This window comes from Hydrogenophaga sp. LT287, assembly GCF_055702805.1.
In genome coordinates this window covers 33779-54789 of sequence record NZ_JBVPZC010000013.1, presented here as the reverse complement: position 1 = coordinate 54789, position 21011 = coordinate 33779, and the positions used below count along the sequence as shown (strand labels likewise).

General features: G+C 63.8%; 19 protein-coding genes. 14 read left to right on the top strand and 5 right to left on the bottom strand.

Annotated elements, in window-relative coordinates; translation table 11 throughout:
- The first annotated feature begins 1 nt into the window (after nt 1).
- The 4 genes from AC0GNR_RS11565 (at nt 2) to AC0GNR_RS11550 (ending at nt 4566) form a co-directional block, all read left to right on the top strand.
- Nucleotides 2-922, top strand: coding sequence for an ABC transporter permease (locus tag AC0GNR_RS11565; protein WP_472901108.1), 921 nt, complete (start codon nt 2-4; stop codon nt 920-922).
- A gap of 181 nt (nt 923-1103) precedes the next feature.
- Nucleotides 1104-2249, top strand: a complete 1146-nt coding sequence (locus tag AC0GNR_RS11560) for a BMP family ABC transporter substrate-binding protein (protein WP_472901107.1) — start codon at nt 1104-1106, stop codon at nt 2247-2249.
- A gap of 183 nt (nt 2250-2432) precedes the next feature.
- Nucleotides 2433-3488, top strand: a complete 1056-nt coding sequence (locus AC0GNR_RS11555; protein WP_472901106.1) for a Rieske 2Fe-2S domain-containing protein — start codon at nt 2433-2435, stop codon at nt 3486-3488.
- Nucleotides 3489-3525: 37 nt separating this feature from the next.
- On the top strand, nt 3526-4566 hold the full coding sequence (locus AC0GNR_RS11550) for an adenosine deaminase (RefSeq protein WP_472901105.1): 1041 nt from the start codon (nt 3526-3528) through the stop codon (nt 4564-4566).
- Between the two features lie 71 nt (nt 4567-4637).
- On the opposite strand, the gene AC0GNR_RS11545 is transcribed toward AC0GNR_RS11550, so the two are convergent.
- On the bottom strand, nt 4638-6158 hold the full coding sequence (locus tag AC0GNR_RS11545; RefSeq protein WP_472901104.1) for a tripartite tricarboxylate transporter permease: 1521 nt from the start codon (nt 6156-6158) through the stop codon (nt 4638-4640).
- 54 nt (nt 6159-6212) lie between these two features.
- Nucleotides 6213-6659 (bottom strand): tripartite tricarboxylate transporter TctB family protein, encoded by a 447-nt coding sequence (locus AC0GNR_RS11540; protein ID WP_472901103.1) that lies wholly within the window; start codon nt 6657-6659, stop codon nt 6213-6215.
- Nucleotides 6660-6904: 245 nt separating this feature from the next.
- On the opposite strand from AC0GNR_RS11540, the gene AC0GNR_RS11535 reads away from it, so the two are divergent.
- From AC0GNR_RS11535 to AC0GNR_RS11520, 4 genes are all read left to right on the top strand, one after another.
- Entirely contained in the window at nt 6905-8017 is a 1113-nt protein-coding gene (locus AC0GNR_RS11535; protein WP_472901102.1) for a BMP family ABC transporter substrate-binding protein, read from the top strand.
- An 84-nt stretch (nt 8018-8101) separates the two neighbouring features.
- Nucleotides 8102-9376, top strand: coding sequence for a guanine deaminase (gene guaD, locus AC0GNR_RS11530; RefSeq protein WP_472901101.1), 1275 nt, complete (start codon nt 8102-8104; stop codon nt 9374-9376).
- Nucleotides 9377-9438: 62 nt separating this feature from the next.
- Nucleotides 9439-10014 carry a dCTP deaminase gene (dcd, locus tag AC0GNR_RS11525; RefSeq protein WP_439115076.1) on the top strand — a complete coding sequence of 192 codons (576 nt, stop codon included), beginning with the start codon at nt 9439-9441 and terminating at the stop codon, nt 10012-10014.
- Between the two features lie 191 nt (nt 10015-10205).
- A complete protein-coding gene (locus AC0GNR_RS11520; protein ID WP_472901100.1) occupies nt 10206-11309 on the top strand; it encodes a fatty acid desaturase in 1104 nt (367 codons plus the stop codon).
- A 97-nt stretch (nt 11310-11406) separates the two neighbouring features.
- Here the strand turns inward: AC0GNR_RS11520 and AC0GNR_RS11515 are convergent, their stop codons facing one another.
- On the bottom strand, nt 11407-12015 hold the full coding sequence (locus tag AC0GNR_RS11515; RefSeq protein WP_472901099.1) for a DUF4136 domain-containing protein: 609 nt from the start codon (nt 12013-12015) through the stop codon (nt 11407-11409).
- Between the two features lie 283 nt (nt 12016-12298).
- Here AC0GNR_RS11515 and ypfJ point away from each other — a divergent pair, with 283 nt between their 5' ends.
- Both ypfJ and AC0GNR_RS11505 read left to right on the top strand, forming a co-directional pair.
- On the top strand, nt 12299-13195 hold the full coding sequence (ypfJ, locus tag AC0GNR_RS11510) for a KPN_02809 family neutral zinc metallopeptidase (RefSeq protein WP_472901098.1): 897 nt from the start codon (nt 12299-12301) through the stop codon (nt 13193-13195).
- A 91-nt stretch (nt 13196-13286) separates the two neighbouring features.
- Nucleotides 13287-14846, top strand: a complete 1560-nt coding sequence (locus AC0GNR_RS11505; protein ID WP_472901097.1) for a DEAD/DEAH box helicase — start codon at nt 13287-13289, stop codon at nt 14844-14846.
- Between the two features lie 28 nt (nt 14847-14874).
- Here the strand turns inward: AC0GNR_RS11505 and AC0GNR_RS11500 are convergent, their stop codons facing one another.
- Nucleotides 14875-15711, bottom strand: coding sequence for a symmetrical bis(5'-nucleosyl)-tetraphosphatase (locus AC0GNR_RS11500; protein ID WP_472901096.1), 837 nt, complete (start codon nt 15709-15711; stop codon nt 14875-14877).
- 9 nt (nt 15712-15720) lie between these two features.
- Here AC0GNR_RS11500 and AC0GNR_RS11495 point away from each other — a divergent pair, with 9 nt between their 5' ends.
- Nucleotides 15721-17022: a hemolysin family protein gene (locus AC0GNR_RS11495; RefSeq protein ID WP_472901095.1), complete on the top strand. Its 1302-nt coding sequence runs from the start codon at nt 15721-15723 to the stop codon at nt 17020-17022.
- Between the two features lie 5 nt (nt 17023-17027).
- Here the strand turns inward: AC0GNR_RS11495 and AC0GNR_RS11490 are convergent, their stop codons facing one another.
- Entirely contained in the window at nt 17028-17933 is a 906-nt protein-coding gene (locus AC0GNR_RS11490) for a LysR family transcriptional regulator (protein WP_472901094.1), read from the bottom strand.
- Nucleotides 17934-18116: 183 nt separating this feature from the next.
- Here AC0GNR_RS11490 and AC0GNR_RS11485 point away from each other — a divergent pair, with 183 nt between their 5' ends.
- The 3 genes from AC0GNR_RS11485 (at nt 18117) to AC0GNR_RS11475 (ending at nt 21007) form a co-directional block, all read left to right on the top strand.
- The gene (locus AC0GNR_RS11485) at nt 18117-19538 is read left to right on the top strand and encodes a form I ribulose bisphosphate carboxylase large subunit (protein WP_472901093.1); all 1422 of its coding nucleotides are present in this window, start codon (nt 18117-18119) and stop codon (nt 19536-19538) included.
- Nucleotides 19539-19578: 40 nt separating this feature from the next.
- Complete coding sequence (locus AC0GNR_RS11480) at nt 19579-19932, top strand: ribulose bisphosphate carboxylase small subunit (RefSeq protein WP_472901092.1); 354 nt, start codon at nt 19579-19581, stop codon at nt 19930-19932.
- A gap of 271 nt (nt 19933-20203) precedes the next feature.
- Nucleotides 20204-21007, top strand: a complete 804-nt coding sequence (locus tag AC0GNR_RS11475) for a CbbQ/NirQ/NorQ domain-containing protein (protein WP_472901091.1) — start codon at nt 20204-20206, stop codon at nt 21005-21007.
- Nucleotides 21008-21011: the final 4 nt, after the last annotated feature.

Genomic DNA, 21011 nt, shown 5'->3' with positions numbered 1-21011 from the left:
CATGGAATCCATCGCACTCCTCATCGCCGCGTCGCTCAACGCCGGCACCGTGCTGGCCATTGCTTCACTGGGCCTGCTCATCAACGAAAAGGCCGGCATCGTCAACCTGGGCGCCGAGGGCATGATGCTGTGCGCCGCGCTGGCCGGTTTTGCCACGGTGGTGCACACCGGCAGCACCGTGGCGGGGTTTGCCGCCGGCATGGCGGCCGGGGCTTTGCTGGCTGCCATTTTTGGCGGCCTGGTGATCTGGCTCAACACCAACCAGTACGCCACCGGGCTGGCGCTGTCGCTGTTTGGCGGCGGTTTTTCGGCCTTCGCCGGTACGCGCTACGTGCAGGAAAAACTGCCCGAGCAGGCCCAGTTCGCTATTCCGGTGCTGGGGGACATTCCGCTGCTGGGCCCGGCGCTGTTTCGCCACCACCCCATGGTGTACGTGTGTGTGGGCATCGTGTTTGGGTTGATCTGGTTTTTGTACCGCACGCGCGCCGGCCTGGTTCTGCGCAGCGTGGGCGAAAGTCCCGAGTCGGCCCATGCGCTGGGCTACCCGGTGCGCCGCATCCGGCTGATGGCCGTGATGGCCGGTGGCGCCCTGTGTGGGCTTGCGGGCGCCTACGTGTCCACCGTGTACACGCCGCTGTGGGTGGAAGGCATGATCGCCGGCAAGGGCTGGATCGCGCTGGCCCTCACCACCTTTGCCACCTGGCGCCCGGCACGGGTATTGCTTGGTGCCTATCTGTTCGGTGGCGTCACCATGCTGCAGTTCCATTTGCAGGGCATTGGCGTCAACGTGCCCAGCCAGTTCCTGACCATGATGCCCTACCTGGCCACCATCGTGGTGCTGGTGCTGATCTCGCGCAACCCCACCTGGATTCGCATCAACATGCCCACGTCGATCGGCAAACCGTTTTATCCCGGTGCTTGATGAAGTACCCCCCGCGCCGCCTTCGGCGTCACCCTCCAGGGGGCGACACCAGCCGTCCGGCAGCGCCGGCCCGGCGGTGTCCCCGGCCGGTTTTCGAGGCACCGTTGCAGTGCAGATTCGTGTTTCAATTACCAGCTGTGTTTGATTTTCTTCAACTCTCCCAACCCTCCAAGAGGTTTTCATGACTGACCTGAGCAAACGTTCCTTGATCAAGCTCGCTGCCCTGACGGCAGTGGCCAGCGCCGCGCTGATCGGCTGCGGCAAGAAAGAAGAGGCGGCCCCGGCACCCGCGCCTGCACCGGCTGTGGTGGAAGCGCCCAAGGCCGAGCCGCTGAAAATTGCGTTTGCCTACGTGGGCCCGGTGGGCGACGGCGGCTGGACCTTTGCGCACGACAACGGCCGCAAGGCGCTGGAAGCCGAGTTTGGCGACAAGATCGTGACGAGCTTTGTGGAAAACGTGCCCGAGAGCGCCGACGCCGAGCGCGTCATTCGCGATCTGGCCGGTCAGGGCAACAAACTGATCTTCGGCACCACCTTCGGCTACATGGAACCCATGCTGAAAGTGGCGCCTGACTTCGCCGATGTGAAGTTTGAACACGCCACCGGCTACAAAACAGCCGCCAACCTGCGCACCTACGACAGCCGCACTTACGAAGGCGCCTACATGGCCGGCGTGATCGCGGGCGCCATGACCAAGTCCAACACCTTGGGCGTGGTGGCTTCCATCCCAATTCCCGAAGTGATCCGCAACATCAACAGCTTCACCCTGGGCGCGCAGTCGGTCAATCCGAAGGTCAAGACCAAGGTGGTGTGGGTGAACGGCTGGTTCGACCCACCGAAGGAGACGGAAGCCGCGACCTCGCTGATCAACGGCGGCGCTGACGTGCTGTTCCAGAACACCGACTCGTCGGCCGTGCTGCAGACCGCTGAAAAAATGGGCAAGCGCGCGTTTGGCTGGGACTCTGACATGACCGCCTACGGCCCTAAGGCCCACCTGGGTTCGGCCATCATCAACTGGGCGCCTTACTACATCAAGGCCACCAAAGATGCGCTGGAAGGCACCTGGAGCACGGGTGGTGTCTGGTGGGGTGTGAAAGAGGGCGCGATTGACATGGTGTCGGTGGCCGAAGACGTGCCTGCCGAAACCAAAGCCAAAGTGGACGAAATCCGCAATGGTTTGAAGGACGGCACGTTCTCCATCTGGAAGGGCCCCATCCTGGACCAGGCCGGCAAAGAAGTGCTGGCGGCTGATGCCGTGGCTGACGACGCTTTCCTGGGTGGTGTGAAGTTTTACGTCAAGGGCGTAGAAGGCAAAGTGCCTAACTGAGTTCGGCACGTCCTACGTGCGCATGGCGTTGTTGCGGGTCCCGTTCAGGCCATCCTCATGGACCGCAAGTCCATTCCGGTGGCCTGACACCCGCGCCTAGCCCTGCACCCGTCTGACGCGCCTCTAACCCAGGCGCTCGAAAAAGCTGTCTCCGGGCGGCTTTTTTGCTTTTAGGAGTTCCACATGATCGAAACACAGCTTTGGCATCCGGTGACCGCTTCGCACAGCGTGCGCGAAGCGCCCGTGGCGGTGGCGCTGCTGGGGCAGTCGCTCGTGCTCTGGCGCGAGCCGGGACACGAAGGCGCGCCGGGTGTGGTGCACGCTTGGGCCGACCGCTGCCCGCACCGGGGTGCTCGCTTGTCGCTGGGCCGGGTGTTGCACCATCTGCACGGCGCGCGGCTGGAGTGTCCGTATCACGGCTGGCAGTTTGGCGGCGACGCAGCGGCCGCTCAGGCCACTGCCGCGTGTGGGCGCTGCGTGCATGTGCCTGCCGCGCCGCTGTTCGAGCCGCCCGCGGCGCACACGGCCACGGTGTTTGAGGCCTGTGAGCAGCATGGTCTGGTGTGGGTGCGCCTGGCCGCCCCAGACAGCACCCGCGTGCCTGCTGGCCTGCGGAAGCCCCCCGCGTTTGACCCGTGGCACGACCCCCTGTGGCGGCAGGTGCTGTGTGGCCCCTACGAGGTGAACACCAGCGCACCGCGCCTGGTTGAAAACTTTCTGGACCTGAGCCATTTCGGCTTTGTGCACGAAGGCTGGCTGGGCGCACGCAGCCACGCGCAGGTGGACACCGGCCAGGTGCAGGAAACCGCTGAAGGCCTGGTGGCGAGCGACTGCCGCGCCTGGCAGCCGCGCGCCTATGCGGGCGCAAGCGACGGCGGCTGGGTGGCCTACCGCTACACCGTGCCGCATCCGTTTGCCGCCATCTTGCGCAAAGACGCCACCGAGGGCGACCCGGTGAGCAACGCCATTGCGCTGTTCATCCGGCCCGACTCGTCTGAGTCTTGCACCGCCTGGTTTGCCATGGCGACGCTGGGCGACTTGTCGGACGACGAAGAGCTGCGGGCCTTTCAGGACGCGGTGTTTGCGCAAGACCGGCCCATCGTTGAATCTCAGCAACCCAAGGCCCTGCCCATTGGGCGAGACCTGCCCATGACCGAAGTGCACAGCCCGGCCGACCGCATGTCGAGCGCCTACCGCCGCTACCTGGCCCGTTTGGGCGTGTCGCTCGGTGTGTGCTGAACACCGACCCCTGCATTGAAACCTTTCTGGAGTTGACATGACCAACCCCGCTGTTGAACGCGCTGTGGCGCTGGCCCGCGCCATCCCCAAAGCCGAGCTGCACATCCACATTGAAGGCTCGCTGGAGCCCGAGTTGATTTTTGCGCTGGCCCAGCGCAACGGCGTCAAGCTGCCCTACGCCAGCGTGGAGGCTCTGCGAGCGGCCTACGCCTTCACCGACTTGCAGAGCTTTTTGGACATTTATTACGCTGGCGCCAGCGTGTTGCTGACAGCGCAAGATTTTCACGACATGGCGTGGGCCTATTTCCTGCGCGCAAAGGCCGACAACGTCATCCACGCCGAGCTGTTTTTCGACCCGCAGACCCACACCGCCCGCGGAGTGCCCATGGCCACGGTGGTGGAAGGGCTGTCCAGCGCCTGCCGCCTGGCCGAAACCGAGCTGGGCGTCAGTTCGGCGCTGATCCTGTGTTTCTTGCGCCACCTGAGCGAGGAAGACGCTTTTGCCACGCTGGAAGCCGCGCTGCCCTACCGCGAGCACTTCATTGGCGTAGGGCTCGATTCCAGCGAACTCGGCCACCCACCCGAAAAATTCGAGCGCGTGTTTGCCCGCTGCCGCGAGCTGGGTTTGCGCCTGGTGGCGCATGCGGGCGAGGAGGGCCCGCCCGATTACATGTGGCAAGCCATCGACCTGCTGAAGGTGCAGCGCATCGACCACGGTGTGGCCTGCCTGCAAGACCCGCTGCTGGTGGCTGAACTGGCGCACACGCGCCTGCCCCTCACGGTGTGTCCGTTGTCCAACCTGAAACTGTGCGTGGTGCGCGACCTGCGCGAGCACCCGCTGAAAACGATGCTGGACGCGGGGCTTTGTGTGACGGTGAATTCAGACGATCCCGCGTATTTTGGTGGCTATATGAACGCCAACTTTGAGCAGACGGTGGCCGCGCTGGGCTTGTCCGAAGCCGAGGTGGTTACCCTGGCGCGCAACAGTGTTGAAGCCAGTTTTGTGAGCGATACCCAGCGGAGCAGCCTGTATGCCGCTGTGAACCGAGTGGTGGCAGCGTTTGACTTGAAGGTTTGAAACACCCATAAAAAACGCCGTGGGCATCACAAGTGGATGCCCACGGCGTTGTGCTTTTCAGCGCAGCAGGGTCAGATCTGCTGGGCGTCTGCTTCCCTTTCGCGGGCACGCATGAAGTTCTTCAGTGAACCCCAGGCGCTCCACAGCAGGATGGCAGCACCAAAGGCAAGGAAGCCGGCGCTGATGGGGCGATCAATGAAGGTGGACAGCTCGCCGCGTGACAGCAACAGGGCGCGGCGCAGATTTTCTTCCATGAGCGGGCCCAGCACAAAACCGAGCAACAGGGGGGCCGCTTCAAACTTGAACACCGCCAGCAAGTAGCCCACAGCACCAATGCCCGCGACCATCAAGACGTCAAAGGTGTTGTTGTTGACGCTGTAAACCCCGAGGCTGATGAACACCAGAATGGCGGGGAACAAGACCCGGTATGGGATGCGCAAAATGGCAACCCACATACCAATCATGGGCAGGTTGAGCACCAGCAGCATGACGTTGCCGATACCAAAGCTCACGATCAAACCCCAGAACAGCTCGGGCTGCTGCGACATGAGCATGGGCCCCGGCTGGATGCCGTGAATGATCAGCGCGCCAAGCATCAGGGCCATCACGGCGTCGCCCGGAATACCCAGCGAGAGCGTGGGCACAAAGGCAGTTTGAGCGGCTGCGTTGTTGGCTGCCTCGGGTGCGGTGATGCCCTCAATGGCACCGTTGCCAAAACGGCTGGGATCTTTCGCGATCTTCTTTTCAACGGCGTAGGACATGAACGACGCAATGGATGCGCCAGTGCCGGGCAGGGCGCCAAAGAAACTGCCGATGCCGGTACCACGCAGCATGGGCATGATCGAATCTTTCACATCCTTGCGCGTGGGCGTCATGGTGCGCATGGTGATCTTTTCCTTGACCTCGCTGCCACGGACCTGGTTGATGCCAGAGATCACCTCAGACACGCCAAACATGCCCATGGCCAGCGCCACCAGGTTGATGCCGTCCATCAGTTCGGGTATGCCGAAGTCGAAGCGGGCCTGGCCCGAGTTGACGTCGGTGCCCACGGTGCCAAGCAACAGGCCCAGGATCACCATCGACAGGCCTTTGGCTGGCGAGCCCGACGCCAGCGCCGACGCCGCAATCAGGCCCAGCAACATCATGGCAAAGTACTCGGCGGCGCCGAATTTCAGGCCCAGCTCTGCAATGGCGGGTGAAAACAACACCAGCGCCAAAATGCCCAGCATGGAACCCACGAACGAGGCGATCGTGGTCATGAACAGCGCCACACCCGCACGGCCTTGCTTGGCCATGGGGTAGCCGTCCAGGCAGGCCACTGCCGACGATGGGGTGCCGGGCAGATTCAGCAGGATCGACGCGGTGGAGCCGCCGTATTGGGCGCCGTAGTAAATACCCGCCAGCATCACGATGGCTGCGGTGGGTGGGATGTGGTACGTGATGGGCAGCAGCAGCGAGATCGCGGCGAGTGCCCCGATGCCTGGCAACACGCCAATGAGCGTGCCCAGAAATACGCCGATGAAGCAATACAGCAGCGTGACCGGGTTCATCGCCGATTCAAGGCCGATCATCAGGCCGTTGAGAATGTCCATGGTGTTGTGTCTCTCAGTGTTGTGTGGTGTGAGCGGGCTGGGTGGTTCCGCCCATCAGGGGCTCCAGGGCCAGATGGGCAGGCTCATGCTCAAACCGAAGCCAAACACCAGGTAGGTCACAGCGGCCACGCCCCCGGCGATCATCAGACGGCCTTTGCCGCGCGTTTCGTTGTCGGCCAGCGTGGCCAGCACCACCGACAGCATGGTGGCCAAAATGAGACCCAGCACCTTCAGCGTGAGGGCAAACGCCACGATGCTGGCCATGATCAGCGCGAAAGTTTTCCACTGCACCGAGATGGCTGGCCCGCTGCGAAAGAAGGCTGGGATAGCGATCATGAGCCCAAGCACCGCCAGCAACGCACCCAGCGTGACCGGGAAGTAGCCTGCGCCCATGCGGTTGAGGTCGCCGAACTCGTAGCGCTGGGCGTAGACGGCGGCGAATGTGCCCAGGGCGGCCAACCCCAGGCCGCCGATCACGTCCTGCATGTCTTTCTGCTTCATTCTTTTGTCTCCTGGTTGACGTCTGTGGTGCGGCATTTTTCACATGTCGCTGCACACAGATTGGAAAGGCAAAACCTTCTGCTGTCGCTACGTAATTGCACTTAGCTTGTTCAGGGCACCGCAGCGCCTGCACGGCGTGCAGGCGTGGCGCCAGCGCGCAGGAGGTGGCGGGTTAAAATGCAGCCTGCGAGCCGGTGCTTCCCCGGCTCGCTTTTTTATTCACGGAAGCCATGTAGAGGACCACCATGTACAAAAACCTCGTGACCCGGCGCGCCTGCGCCTTGGCGGTTACCAGCTTTTTCTTTTCTTTTCCCCTCGCCACGACCGCACAGACGGCCGGCCAGTCGCCGCCGGGTGCACCGCTGAAGGCCGCGTTTGTGTATGTGGCCCCGCTCACCGAAGCGGGCTGGGTGCGCCAGCACGAGCAGGGCCGCCTGGCGGTGGCGGCTGCGCTGGGTAGCCAGGTGCAAACCCACTTTGTGGAAAACGTGGCCGAGGGTGCGGATGCCGAGCGCGTCATCCGCGACCTGGCGCGTCAGGGGCACGGCATTATCTTCACGCCGAGTTTTGGTTACATGGAGCCCACGCTCAAGGTAGCCAAAGAATTTCCGGGCGTGAAGTTCGAGTCCATCACCGGCTACAAAAATGCGCTCAATGTGGCCACTGCCAACGCGCGCTACTACGAAGGCCGCTACCTGGCTGGCATTGCGGCGGGCCGCATGGCCAGTCAGGCCGGTTACGTGGCGGGCTTCCCGATTCCCGAGGTGATTCAGGGCATCAATGCGTTCACGCTGGGCATGCGCTCGGTCAACCCCGCGGCCACGGTGCGGGTGGTTTGGCTGGGCGAGTGGTTCAACCCGCCGCGCGAACGCGACGCCGCCATGACGCTGATGAACCAGGGCGCCGAAGTGCTGGCGTTTCACACCGGCTCCACCGCGGTGATGGCCGCTGCGCAAGAGCGCGGCAAGCTGGCCGTGGCCTACCACTCCGACATGCGCAAGGTGGCGCCCGATGCGCAGGTGGTGGCCGTGACCCACTTGTGGGGCGATTACTACACCCGCCGCGTAAAGGCGGTGCTCGACGGCACCTGGCAGAGCGCCAGTGTGTGGGGCGGCGTGAAGGACGGCATGGTGCGTGTGGACGGTTTCGGCAGCAAGGTGCCGGCTGCTGTTCGCCAGGAAGTGCTGGCGCGCCAGGCCGATATGGCGGCCGGCAAGCTGCGGGTGTTTGCGGCCAAAACCGCGGTGCTCAGCAACGAGGGCCAGGTGGTCATCGGCGCGGGGCAGGCGCTGTCGGACGCCGACATTCTCAACATGAACTGGCTGGTGGACGGCGTGCAGGCCAAGCTGGGTCACTGACGGTTGGCGGGGTGTCTGCCGGCATGGCAACTATGCCAAGAGCGGTATGCCTGCGGGGCAGAACCCCGCTAAGCTCAAGGCCTTATGAAAGCCTACCGCGCCGCCGTTCTCCGTTTTGCCGACGACCAGACCCCCGTCTTCGAGCCCGATGGCCTGCTGGTGGTGGGGCCAGATGCCACCGGGCAGCGCGTGGTGCGCGCCGTGGGCGACCATACCGCGTTGGTGGACCGCTTCCCCGGTGTGGCCATTGAAGACCTGCGGGGCCACATCATTGCGCCGGGGTTTGTGGACATGCACATCCACTATCCGCAAACCGATGTGATCGGGGCGCCCGCGGCGGGCTTGTTGCCCTGGCTGGAAAACTACACCTTCCCGCACGAGTCGCGGTTTTCAGACATGGACTACGCACGCGGCGTGGCCGAATTTTTTCTGGACGAGTTGCTGCGCCACGGTGTCACCACGGCGCTGGCGTTTGCCACCTCGCACCCGAGTTCCGTCAACGCCATGTTTGAAGCCGCTCAGGCCCGGGGCGTGCGCCTCATCACCGGCAAAGTGCTGCAAGACCGGCACAGCCCCGACGGCGTGCGCGATGACACCGAGCAAAGCCTGATCGACACCGAAACGCTGATCCAGCGCTGGCACGGCGTGGACCGCCTGGGCTACGCCATCACGCCGCGTTTTGCGCCCACCAGCACGCCCGAGCAGTTGCGCGGCGCGGGCGAGCTGGCCGCCCGCTACCCCAGCGTCTGGGTGCAGTCGCATGTGGCCGAAAACCGCGACGAGGTGCAGTGGGTGGCCGAGCTTTTTCCGCACGCGCGCAGCTACCTGAGCGTGTACGCCGACTTCGGCCTGCTGCGCGAGCGCGCCATTTACGCCCACTGCATCCACCTGGACACGGCCGACCGTGCGCTCATGCAGCAAACCGGCGCCGCAGCCGCCATCAGCCCCACGAGCAATCTCTTTCTGGGCAGCGGATTTTTTGACTACGCCGCCGCCGACGCCGCGGGCATGCGCTACGGCCTGGCCAGCGACGTGGGCGGGGGCACCAGTTTTTCACCGTTTCACACCATGCTGGCGGCCTACTACGTGGGCCGTGAGGGACACACCAAGACCGGCCTGAGCCTGACCCCCGGCCAGCTCTGGTGGCAGCACACGGCAGGCGCCGCGCAGGCGCTGGGCTTGGGCGGCGTGGTGGGCAACTTGCAGCCGGGTTGCGAAGCCGACTTTGTGGTGCTCAACCCGCAGGCCACGCCGCTGCTGGCACGCAAGACCGCCCAGGCCAACAGCCTGGAAGAATTGCTGTTTGCGCTCATCGTGCTGGGCGATGACCGGGTTGTTGTCCGCACAGTGACGGGCTGACGCGTTCAGCGGTGCAGGGCTGCGTCCGTACAATCGGCAGCTATTCCACGGAGCACACCAGCATGAGTATCAAGAGCGACAAATGGATCCGCCGCATGGCCGAGCAGCACGGCATGATCGAGCCCTTCGAGCCGGGCCAGATCCGACAAAACGCCGCTGGCGAAAAAATCGTGAGCTACGGCACCAGCAGCTACGGTTATGACATCCGTTGTGCGCCCGAATTCAAGGTGTTCACCAACATCCACAGCACCGTGGTGGACCCGAAGAACTTTGATGAAAACAGCTTTGTCGACATCAACAAAGACGTGTGCGTCATTCCGCCCAACAGTTTTGCGCTGGCGCGCACCATGGAGTATTTCCGCATTCCGCGCAATGTGCTGACCATTTGCCTGGGCAAAAGCACCTACGCGCGCTGCGGCATCATCGTCAATGTGACCCCGTTCGAGCCCGAGTGGGAAGGTTATGTGACGCTGGAGTTCAGCAACACCACGCCGCTGCCAGCCAAGATCTACGCGGGTGAAGGCTGCGCCCAGGTGCTGTTCTTTGAGAGCGACAAGGACGACGTCTGTGAAGTCAGCTACAAAGACCGTGGCGGCAAATACCAGGGCCAGGTGGGCGTGACGCTGCCCAAGACCTGAGTGCCCGGGCTGGCATGGGCTGTTTGACATGCATCAAAGCGGCGGGGCAGCGCTCCGGCTAGCATCGCGCTTCCTGTTTGCGGGCACCCCCGGTGGTGTCGCTGCGTGTTCCTCGCTGGCTTTGGCTGGCGTTTGTGTGTACCGCACGCCTTCCGTGTGTGCTTCCCGGGACCTACCTCCCCATCTGCTCCATGTCTCACGTTTCCCCTTCGTTCCAGCATCCTGAACCCATTCCCTTGGGGCAGCCCCTGCCGCACCGCAAGGTGATCCGCGGCTGGCTGGCGCCCATCGTCGAGCGCCGCACCGCGCTGGCGGTGTTTTTGCTGGCCTTGGATCTGGTCATTTACGCGGCTCTCATGGCTGGCACCGTGTGGCTGGACGCCTGGTGGGCCAAGCTGCTGTGCGGCATGGCGGCGGGTTTCATGATCGGGCGGCTGTTTGTCATCGGGCACGACGCCTGCCACCAGAGTTACACCCCGCACCGCCGCCTGAACCGCGTGTTAGGCCGCATCGCCTTCACCGTGTCGCTCACGCCTTACAGCCTGTGGGAAGTGGGGCACAACGTGGTGCACCACGGGTACACCAACCTCAAGGGCGTGGACTTTGTGTGGGCACCGCTCACCAAAGAAGAGTTTGAAGCGCTGTCCCCTACCCGCCGTGCGCTGGAGCGGCTCTACCGCAGCGGCCTGGGCCCGGCGTTTTATTACCTGATTGAAATGTGGTGGCTGCGCATGTTCTTCCCGCGCAAAACCTACATGGGCACCCAGCGCAAAGAATTCATGTGGGACGGCGTGTACGTGGTTGCCAGCGCGTTGGTGTGGATCGGCGCACTGGTGGCCGCAGCGTTTGCCACCGGGCAGTCGGTGTGGGCTACCCTGGGCTATGGCTTTGTGGTGCCGTTTATGTTCTGGAACGCCATGATCGGCTTTGTGGTGTACGTGCACCACACGCACACCGCCGTGCAGTGGCACGACGAAAAAGCCGCCTGGGCCAAGGCCGCTCCGTTTGTCTCCACCACGGTGCACATGACCTTCCCCATGCGCATTGGCGCGCTGATGCACCACATCATGGAGCACACCGCGCACCACGTGGACATGAGCATTCCGCTCTACAAGCTCGAAGGCGCACAACAGGTGCTGGAAGAGGCCTTGCCAGGCCGCATCATCGTGCAGAAATTTTCGTGGGCCTGGTACTTTGACACCGCCCGCAAATGCAAGCTGTACGACTTCACCCGCCGCTGCTGGACCGACTTCCAGGGTCGCCCCACCAGCGACTTCAAGCCCGCCATGGTGTGAGGGGCGCGAGCGTCAAGCAACGCCTCTCGAATTCATAAAAAAAGCGCTGCATGGCAGCGCTTTTTTGTGTCGGTTGTGTGCTGCACTGGGCGCAGAGTCAGGGTTTTTTCAGCTCAAAGCTGATGCGCCGCACCTGAGCGTTAGCACCCGGAAAGTCCTGAAACACGGCCCGCACCAGGTAAGGCACCACCTCCACCAGATCGCCGTCACGGCCGTCGTGCACGGCGGTGGCCTCGAACACCGTGCGGGCCACGCCGGTGGGCGCTTGGGCTGCCGTGATGCGCACTTGCAGCCGACTTTCCTGCACCGTGCGGGTCACCTCGCGGTCGCCCACGTAGCGCACGCCCATGGGGTCGGGCACCCAGTGGCCACCCAACAGCCGCCCTTGTGCATCGCGCCAGGGCGGCACGTACACCCACTGGTCGCTGTACACCGCTTCCAGCCGCTTGCGCTCGCGTTCGCTCAGCGTGGCCTGCAGCTGCACCACAAACGGCCCTGTCTCTCCCGCAGGCGCAGGCTGCAAACCCAGGCGCTCCAGCTCGGTGGCCACCAGCGCCTGGTAAGCCGCCATTTCAAGTTCCCTTTCAGGCTCGGCCGGCGCGAAGCTGAAGCGCTGGCCGGCTGCGTCGGCTGGCCACTGGTTGAAACGGGTCACCTTGGCTGTGAGCGTGCTGGCGCAGCCGGCCAGCAGCAACAGCGACGCCAAAGCAACACCTGCGGCACAACGCCACGCTGCGCGCCGAGATGGCGCTGCCGGCGTAAACCGGTGGGGTTGCAAGTGGCGGGCTGTTTGCATAATGGGTGTGGCGGTGCCGTTGCGTTGAGTTGCGTTTGAAAAGCGGGGCCGTGCTGTTCGGTTGCCAAGGCATTGTGCGACCATTCGCGCAACCGCCGAGTTCCCCACACCCCACCGCAGATCCCGGAGAAACCATGCACGTTCTAACGCTTGCCTGCCCGCAGCCATTGGCCCATTCGACGGCGTTGCAGCCATGAAGTGGGGCAACAACCGCCAGTCCGACCAGGTGGAAGACCGGCGCTCGCAGCCGGGTGCTGGCCTGCCCACGGGTGGCCGTCGCCGCACCGGTGGCAAAGGCATTGGCCTGGGCACCATCGCCATTGCGCTGGTGGCGGGGTGGGTGTTCGGTATCAACCCGATGACCATTTTGGGTGTGCTGGGCGGCGGTGGCGACCTCATGGCCCCGGCCCAGACACAGAGCGCACCAGCGGCGACCCAGAAACCCACCGACGACATGGGCCAGTTTGTGGCCGCTGTACTCGGCGGCACCGAAGACGTGTGGGGTGAGGTGTTTCGCCAGGGCGGCAGCGAATACCGCAAACCCCGCCTGGTGTTGTTTCGCGGCGCCACGCCCACCGCCTGCGGCACGGGTCAGTCCGCCATGGGGCCGTTTTATTGCCCGGGCGACGAAAAGGTCTACATCGACCTCAGCTTTTACGACACGCTCAAACGCGAGCTTGGCGCCCCTGGCGACTTTGCGCAGGCCTATGTGATTGCCCACGAGGTGGGCCACCACGTGCAAAACCTGCTGGGCATCACCGACAAGATGGACCAGATGCGCGGCCGTGTCAGCCAGCGCGAATACAACGCCCTGAGCGTGCGGCTGGAACTGCAGGCCGACTGTTTTGCCGGCATCTGGGCGCACCACAACCACAAGACCCAGGCCATTCTGGAGCCCGGCGATGTGGAAGAAGCGCTCAACGCCGCTGCGGCCATTGGTGACGACGCCCTGCAGCGCAAGAGCCAGGGGCAGATCGTGCCCGACAGCTTCACCCATGGCACCAGTGCGCAGCGCCAGCGCTGGTTCCACATCGGGTTGGAACAAGGCCAGGTGCCCTTGTGCGACACCTTCAACGCCCGCAATTTGTAAGGCCGTCTATGGCCCCAGAGCGAAGCCAGACGCGGGCTGATTGGGTGATTTCGGGTCAAAGTGAGACAATAGCGGGCTAACCGATACAGAAATGACCCAATCTTTTTCCGAACTCTCCCTTTCTCCTTCGCTGGAGCGTGCCGTGGCCGAAATGGGCTACGAGAACATGACGCCGATCCAGGCGCAGGCCATTCCGGTGGTGTTGCAAGGCCGTGACGTGATGGGCGCCGCCCAGACCGGCACCGGCAAGACCGCCGCCTTCACGCTGCCGCTTCTGCAGCGCATGATGAAGCACGAAAACGCCTCCACCTCGCCCGCCCGGCACCCGGTGCGCGCTTTGGTGCTTTTGCCCACGCGCGAGCTGGCCGACCAGGTGGCCGAGCAAGTGAAGCTGTATGCCAAGTACACCAACCTGCGCAGCGCGGTGGTGTTTGGCGGCATGGACATGAAGCCCCAGACCGCCGAGCTGAAAAAAGGCGTCGAAGTGCTGGTGGCCACGCCCGGGCGCTTGCTCGACCACATTGAAGCCAAAAACTGCGTGCTGAACCAGGTGGAATATGTGGTGCTCGACGAAGCCGACCGCATGCTCGACATAGGCTTTTTGCCCGACCTGCAGCGCATCTTGAGCTACCTGCCCAAGCAGCGCACTACGCTGCTGTTTTCGGCCACTTTTTCGCCCGAAATCAAGCGCCTGGCGGGCAGCTATCTGCAAGACCCGGTGACCATTGAAGTGGCGCGCTCCAACGCCACGGCTTCCACGGTGGAGCAGCATTTCTACCGCGTGGACGACGACGACAAGCGCCACGTGCTGAAGAAAATTTTGAGCGAGCGCGGTCTCAAGCAGGCCTTTGTGTTCGTCAACAGCAAGCTGGGTTGTGCCCGGCTGGCGCGTTCGCTGGAGCGTGAAGGCCTGAACACCACCGCCCTGCACGGCGACAAAAGCCAGGACGAACGCCTGAAAGCGCTGGAAGCTTTCAAGAGCGGTGCGGTGGATTTGCTGGTGTGTACCGATGTGGCCGCGCGCGGTCTGGACATCAAGGACGTGCCGGCGGTGTTCAACTTCGACATTCCCTTCAACGCCGAAGACTACGTGCACCGCATTGGCCGCACCGGCCGCGCGGGTGCCTCGGGCCTGGCGGTGTCGTTTGTCAGCGCACGCGACACGCGTCTGATGGGCGATCTGGAAAAGTTGCTGGGCAAAAAACTGGAACTCGAAGCGCTGGAGCTGGAAGCCGACAAGCGCCCAGCTGGCCATTTCAACGACGGCCAGCGCGCCTGGAAGCAGCCGGAAGCCACCGAAGACCGTGAAATTCGCGCAGCCCGTGAAAGCCGCGCACCGCGTGAAGGCCGTGGCGGGGGCCGGGCTGAGTTTGACCCGCGCTCGGCCTCGGCTGGTCGCGCCCCGCGTGCGCCGCGCGCACCGGCCGATCCCTTGTTTGACAAGCCTTACGAGCCCAGTGTGGGTGCCGACGTGAAGCCGTCGTGGGAAGCCTCACAGCCGGCTGCGGCACGCAGCCTGTCGCCCAACATCAAGTCCCGCAAGAAAGTGGCGGCTTTGTTCAAGCGTGCACCAGCACCGGTGCAGGCCCCCGAGGCCGCAGCGCCCGCACAGGCCCCGAGCCCGGTGGCCAGCACGACCGAGGAAATCTGAGCCTTTCAGGCTCGCCCACGGTGTCGCTTCAGTCCTTGCCTGGTTTGCGTGCTTGCGCGCACCGCACCGAGAGCAGCTCAAAGCTGCCCGGTGCACTGCCAACACGCGCCGCCGTTAAGCAACCACCCCATACGCAACCGGTGTCCAGCGGCAACACGCCTTCGCGCTGTACCGCGCCCAGCGTGGACCAGTGGCCAAACGCCATCGGCACACCGGCGGTGCGGCGTCCGGGCACGTCAAACCAGGGCATGAACCCCGGCGGGGCGGTGTCGGCACCGTCTTTGGCGTCAAATTCCATCACGCCTTGGGCCGAACAGAACCGCAACCGCGTGAGGCTGTTGACGATCACGCGCAGGCGCTCGGCCCCGCGCAGGCTGTCGCTCCAAAAGTCAGGCTGGTTGCCGTACATGCCGGTCAAAAAATCGGCCCAACCGGGGCTGCGCAGCACGGTTTCCAGTTCGCCCGCCAGTGCCAGCGTCTGCGTCAGATCCCACTGCGGCAGCAGGCCGGCGTGCACCATGAGCCAGCCGTGTGCATACAGCGCCATGGGCCTGTGTCGCAGCCAGTCCAGCAAGGCGCTGCGGTCGGGTGCGTTCAGGATGTCTTGCACCGTGTCGCTGCGGTGCGGCTTGCGCACGCCGTGCGCGGTAGCCAGCAGGTGCAGGTCGTGGTTGCCTAGCAGGCAGTGGGCCGAGCCTTCCAGCGCCATCAAGCGGTGCAGTACCGCCAGCGACTGCGGGCCCCGGTTCACCAGGTCGCCCAGCAGGTACAGCGTGTCGCGGCTGGGTGAAAAATCAACTGTTTCGAGCAGGCGGCCCAGGGCTTCATCGCAGCCCTGCACATCGCCGATCATGTAAATTGCCATCGACCGATTATGGACATCCTCCTCATTGTTTTTCTCACGCTGCTCAATGGCGCTTTCGCCATGTCCGAGCTGGCGCTGGCCTCCAGCCGCAAGGCGCGTCTGGCGGCCATGGCCGAGGCCGGTGACAAGGGGTCCATCACCGCCCTGAAGTTGCTGGAAAACCCGACCCAGTTTTTGTCGTCGGTGCAGGTGGGCATTACCTCCATCGGCATGCTCAACGGCATCGTGGGTGAAGCCGCTTTCAGCGGCAAACTGGCGCTTTGGCTGCAAACCTTTGGCATGGCCGACACCACGGCCAACGTGACGGCCACGGCCATCGTGGTGGTGGTCATTACCTTCATCACCATTGTGTTTGGCGAGCTGGTGCCCAAGCGCATTGGCCAGCTCTACCCCGAGACCGTGTCGCGCTGGGTGTCTCGCCCCATGGCCTTTGTGGCCAAGGCCGCCAAGCCGTTTGTGTGGCTGCTGACCCAGACCACGCAAGGCATGCTCAAGCTGTTGCGTGTGGACAGCAACGCTGTGCAGCATGTGACCGAAGAAGAGATCAATGCCAGCCTGGAAGAGGGCGTTGACGCGGGCATCATTGAAGAACACGAACACCAGATGGTGCGCAATGTGTTTTTGCTGGACGACCGCCAGCTCACGTCCATCATGGTGCCGCACTCCGAGATCGAGTGGCTGGACGCGCAGGACAGCATCGACGACGCGGTGCAAAAGGCCTGGACCACCGGCCATTCGTGGTACCCGGTGTGCCGCGGCGGGCTGGAAGACGTGGTGGGCGTGATCCACCTGCCGCGCATGTTGGCTTTGCAGGCCGAAGGCGACAACGAGCCGCTCATGCGCCACGTGCAGCCGGCCGTGTTTGTGCCCGAAACCCTGACCGGCATGGAGCTGCTGGAGCAGTTCCGCGAGCGCGCCACCCGCATCGTGTTTGTGGTGGACGAATACGGCGTGGTGCAGGGTCTGCTGACCCCGCTGGACATGCTGGAAGCGATCACCGGCGAGCTGTCACCCGAGGCCGCGGTGGACGCCTGGGCCACCCAGCGAGACGACGGTGCCTGGCTGGTGGACGGGGCCATGCCGGTGGCCGAGCTCAAGTCGCGCCTGGACATTGAGGAGCTGCCCGACGAAGACAAGGGCCGCTACAACACCGTGGCCGGCTTGATGCAGACCGTGGCGGGCGAGTTGCTGCAACAGGGCGAGGAGGTCCATGCGGCTGGCTGGCGTTTTGAGGTGCTGGTGCTCGATGGCCGGCGCATCGACCAGGTGCTGATTGCGCGCTTGCCCGAAGCCGAGGCAACCGCAGATTGAGTGGTTCAGCCGCGTTGCTCGCGGTGCTCAAACAGCCAGGCCTTGAAGGCCAGCGCCGCGGCCGAGAGCCGCTTGCCCCGCGGGTAGACCACATGCCAGCGCCGAATGAGCGGAAAGCCCTGCACATCCAGCAGCACCAGCTCGCCCAGCGCCAGTTCTGACACCACCGTGGTGGCCGAGAGCACTGCCAGCCCCAGCCCCCCCGCCACGGTTTGTTTGATGGCTTCGTTGCTGCCGACTTCGAGCCGGTTCTTCAGGGTGACGCCTTGCGCGGCAAAAAACTTCTCGGCCGTGAGCCGTGTGCCCGAACCGGGTTCGCGCAAGATGAAGGGCTCGTTCATCAGCCGCTGGGGTGACAGGTTCTGTTGGCCCACCAGCGGGTGGTTGGGCGGGGCCACCAGCACCAGCGGATTGTCGGCAAAGTCTTCACACACCACGTCCATCTGCTCGGGCGGCTGGCCCATGATGTAGAGGTCGTCCTGGTTGGCGGCCAGGCGCTGCAGCAGGTTTTCGCGGTTGCCCACCACCATGGCCACGTCGATGCCGGGGTGCGCCGCGCAAAAGCCGCCCAGCAGCTTGGGCACGGTGTATTTGACCGTGGTCAAAATCGCCAGCTTCAGGCTGCCGCGCTCCACGCCCTGCAGCGCGGCCAGGTCTTGCGACAGCCGTTCCATGCGGCCCTCGATGTCCTGGCAGGCCTCGGCCAGGGTCTGGCCAGCGGCCGTTAAAAAGATTTTTTTCCCCAGCTGCTCAAACAGCGGTTGCCCCACCGTTTCCGACAGCTGCTTGACCTGCAGCGACAGCGTGGGCGGTGACAGGTGCAGCTCTTCGGCCGCACGCGCAAAACTGCAGTGGCGTGCCACCGCCAGAAATATGCGCAGCTGGTGCAAGGTGGCGTGGCGCAGGTGCATACCGATGGCTCCAATGCATTTATAAAAATCTAACGTAACGGTCTAAACATTTTACTTTTATTTATCGTCTGGCTGGCCAACAATCCGCTCCAGTTCAACGCAAAACGACGGGCTTCGAAAGTCTTTCACCCGCGTGTTGAGCGCCGAAGAACCGCATTCAGAACCACCCGAACAGGAGCAAGCATGGCCACGAAAACCTACAACGCCGGTGTCAAGGAATACCGCAGCACGTACTGGGAACCCCACTACACCGTGAAGGACACCGACATCCTCGCGGTGTTCAAGATCACGCCACAGCCCGGTGTGGACCGCGAAGAAGTGGCCGCCGCCGTGGCCGCCGAGTCGTCCACCGGTACCTGGACCACGGTCTGGACCGACCTGCTGACCGACCTGGACTACTACAAAGGCCGCGCCTACCGCATCGAAGACGTCCCCGGGGACGACACCTGTTTCTACGCCTTCGTGGCTTACCCGATCGACCTGTTTGAAGAAGGTTCGGTGGTCAACGTGCTGACCTCGCTGGTGGGCAACGTGTTTGGCTTCAAGGCCCTGCGCGCCCTGCGTCTGGAAGACATCCGCTTCCCCATCGCGTATGTGAAGACCTGCGGTGGCCCACCCCATGGCATCCAGGTCGAACGCGACATCATGAACAAGTACGGCCGCCCGCTGCTGGGCTGCACCATCAAGCCCAAGCTGGGTCTGTCGGGCAAGAACTACGGCCGCGCCGTGTACGAATGCCTGCGCGGTGGCCTGGACTTCACCAAGGACGACGAGAACGTCAACTCGCAACCCTTCATGCGCTGGCGCCAGCGTTTCGACTTCGTGCAGGAAGCCATCGAAAAGGCCGAGCGCGAGACCGGCGAGCGCAAGGGCCACTACCTCAACGTGACCGCGCCCACGCCCGAAGAGATGTACAAGCGCGCCGAATACGCCAAGGAACTGGGCTCGCCGATCATCATGCACGACTACCTGACCGGTGGCCTGTGCGCCAACACCGGCCTGGCCAACTGGTGCCGCGACAACGGCATGCTGCTGCACATCCACCGCGCCATGCACGCCGTGCTCGACCGCAACCCGCACCACGGCATCCACTTTCGCGTGCTGACCAAGGTGCTGCGCCTCTCGGGCGGTGACCACCTGCACTCGGGCACCGTGGTGGGCAAGCTCGAAGGCGACCGCGCCTCCACGCTGGGCTGGATCGACATCATGCGCGACAGCTTCATCAAAGAAGACCGCAGCCGCGGCATTTTCTTCGACCAGGACTTCGGCTCCATGCCTGGCGTGATGCCGGTCGCTTCGGGCGGCATCCACGTCTGGCACATGCCCGCACTGGTGAACATTTTTGGCGACGACTCGGTGCTGCAGTTTGGTGGCGGCACGCTGGGCCACCCCTGGGGCAACGCCGCCGGCGCCGCCGCCAACCGCGTGGCACTGGAAGCTTGCGTGAAGGCGCGCAACGAGGGTGTGGCGGTGGAGAAGGAAGGCAAGACCGTGCTGATGGACGCCGCCCAACACTCGCCCGAACTCAAGATCGCCATGGAAACCTGGAAAGAGATCAAGTTCGAATTTGACACGGTGGACAAGCTCGACATCGCTCACAAGTGAACCTGTCGGACGCAGCCCCATTTTTTAAAGGACACACACCATGAGCATGCAAGACTACAACTCCCGCCTCTCCGACCCGGCCAGCCGCAAGTTCGAGACCTTTTCGTACCTGCCCGCGATGACCACCGAGGAAATCCGCAAGCAGGTGCAATACCTGGTGAAAAAGGGATTGAACCCGGCCATTGAGCACATCGAGCCGCAGTACCTGATGGACTCCTACTGGTACATGTGGAAGCTGCCCATGTTTGGCGAGACCGACGTGGACGTGGTGCTGGCCGAATGCGAAGCCTGCCGCAAAGCGAACCCGGACAACCACATTCGCCTGATTGGCTACGACAACTTCAAGCAGTCGCAGGGTGCGAGCATGGTGATCTTCCGCGGGAAGACTGTCTGATTGGTGATCCCCCCGCGCCGCCTGCGGCGTCACCCCCCAGGGGGCGATGCCTGTGGCCTGGCGGAGCCAGTTCCACGGCATCTCTGGTCACTGCACGCGCTCCGGACGTTTGGCTGGAATGTCTTTTCTGCTGAGTGCTCGTGAGCGTGGCGCGGGATGGCTGACGCAGTGAGGTAAAGGAGGAGCCGGCCGCAGGCCGGCGGGGGACACGAACGGAGTCGGCCGCGCCGTGCCACGCGGTGTAGGCGAACGAGAAGCAACGGAGACGAACATGAGCGACACCCTCGACGCCTACCGCGTCGCACAGCAACCCTATTACCGCCCGGTGGCCGACGAGGTCGAGCTGTTTGATGCCGCCTACTCGGTGCGCATGCCCATGATGCTCAAGGGCCCCACCGGCTGCGGCAAGACGCGCTTCGTCGAGTACATGGCCTGGAAGCTCAACAAGCCGCTCATCACCGTGGCCTGCAACGAAGACATGACGGCTTCCGACCTGGTTGGCCGTTTCTTGCTCGACGCGCAAGGCACCCGCTGGCAAGACGGCCCGCTCGCCATGGCCGCACGATTGGGAGCCATCTGCTACCTCGATGAAGTCGTCGAAGCGCGGCAAGACACCACCGTGGTGATCCACCCGCTGACCGACAACCGCCGCGTGCTGCCGCTGGAGAAAAAGGGCGAGCTGGTCAGGGCCCACCCGGACTTCCAGATCGTCATCTCCTACAACCCGGGCTACCAGAGCCTGATGAAGGACCTCAAGCAGTCCACCAAACAGCGCTTTGGTGCGCTGGATTTCAACTACCCCGAACACGCCATCGAAACCGAGATCGTGGCCCACGAGACCGGTGTCAGCGCCGACGTGGCAGGCAAGTTGGTTGGCATCGCTGAACGTGCGCGCAACCTCAAGGGCCATGGCCTGGACGAAGGCATCTCCACCCGCATGCTGATCTACGCGGGCAGCCTGATCGCCAAAGGCGTGGCCGCGCAGGCCGCCTGCCGAGTGGCCTTGGTGCGCCCAATCACGGACGACCCGGACATGCGCGACGCTTTGGACGCCGCTGTCTCGACATTCTTCTGATCTC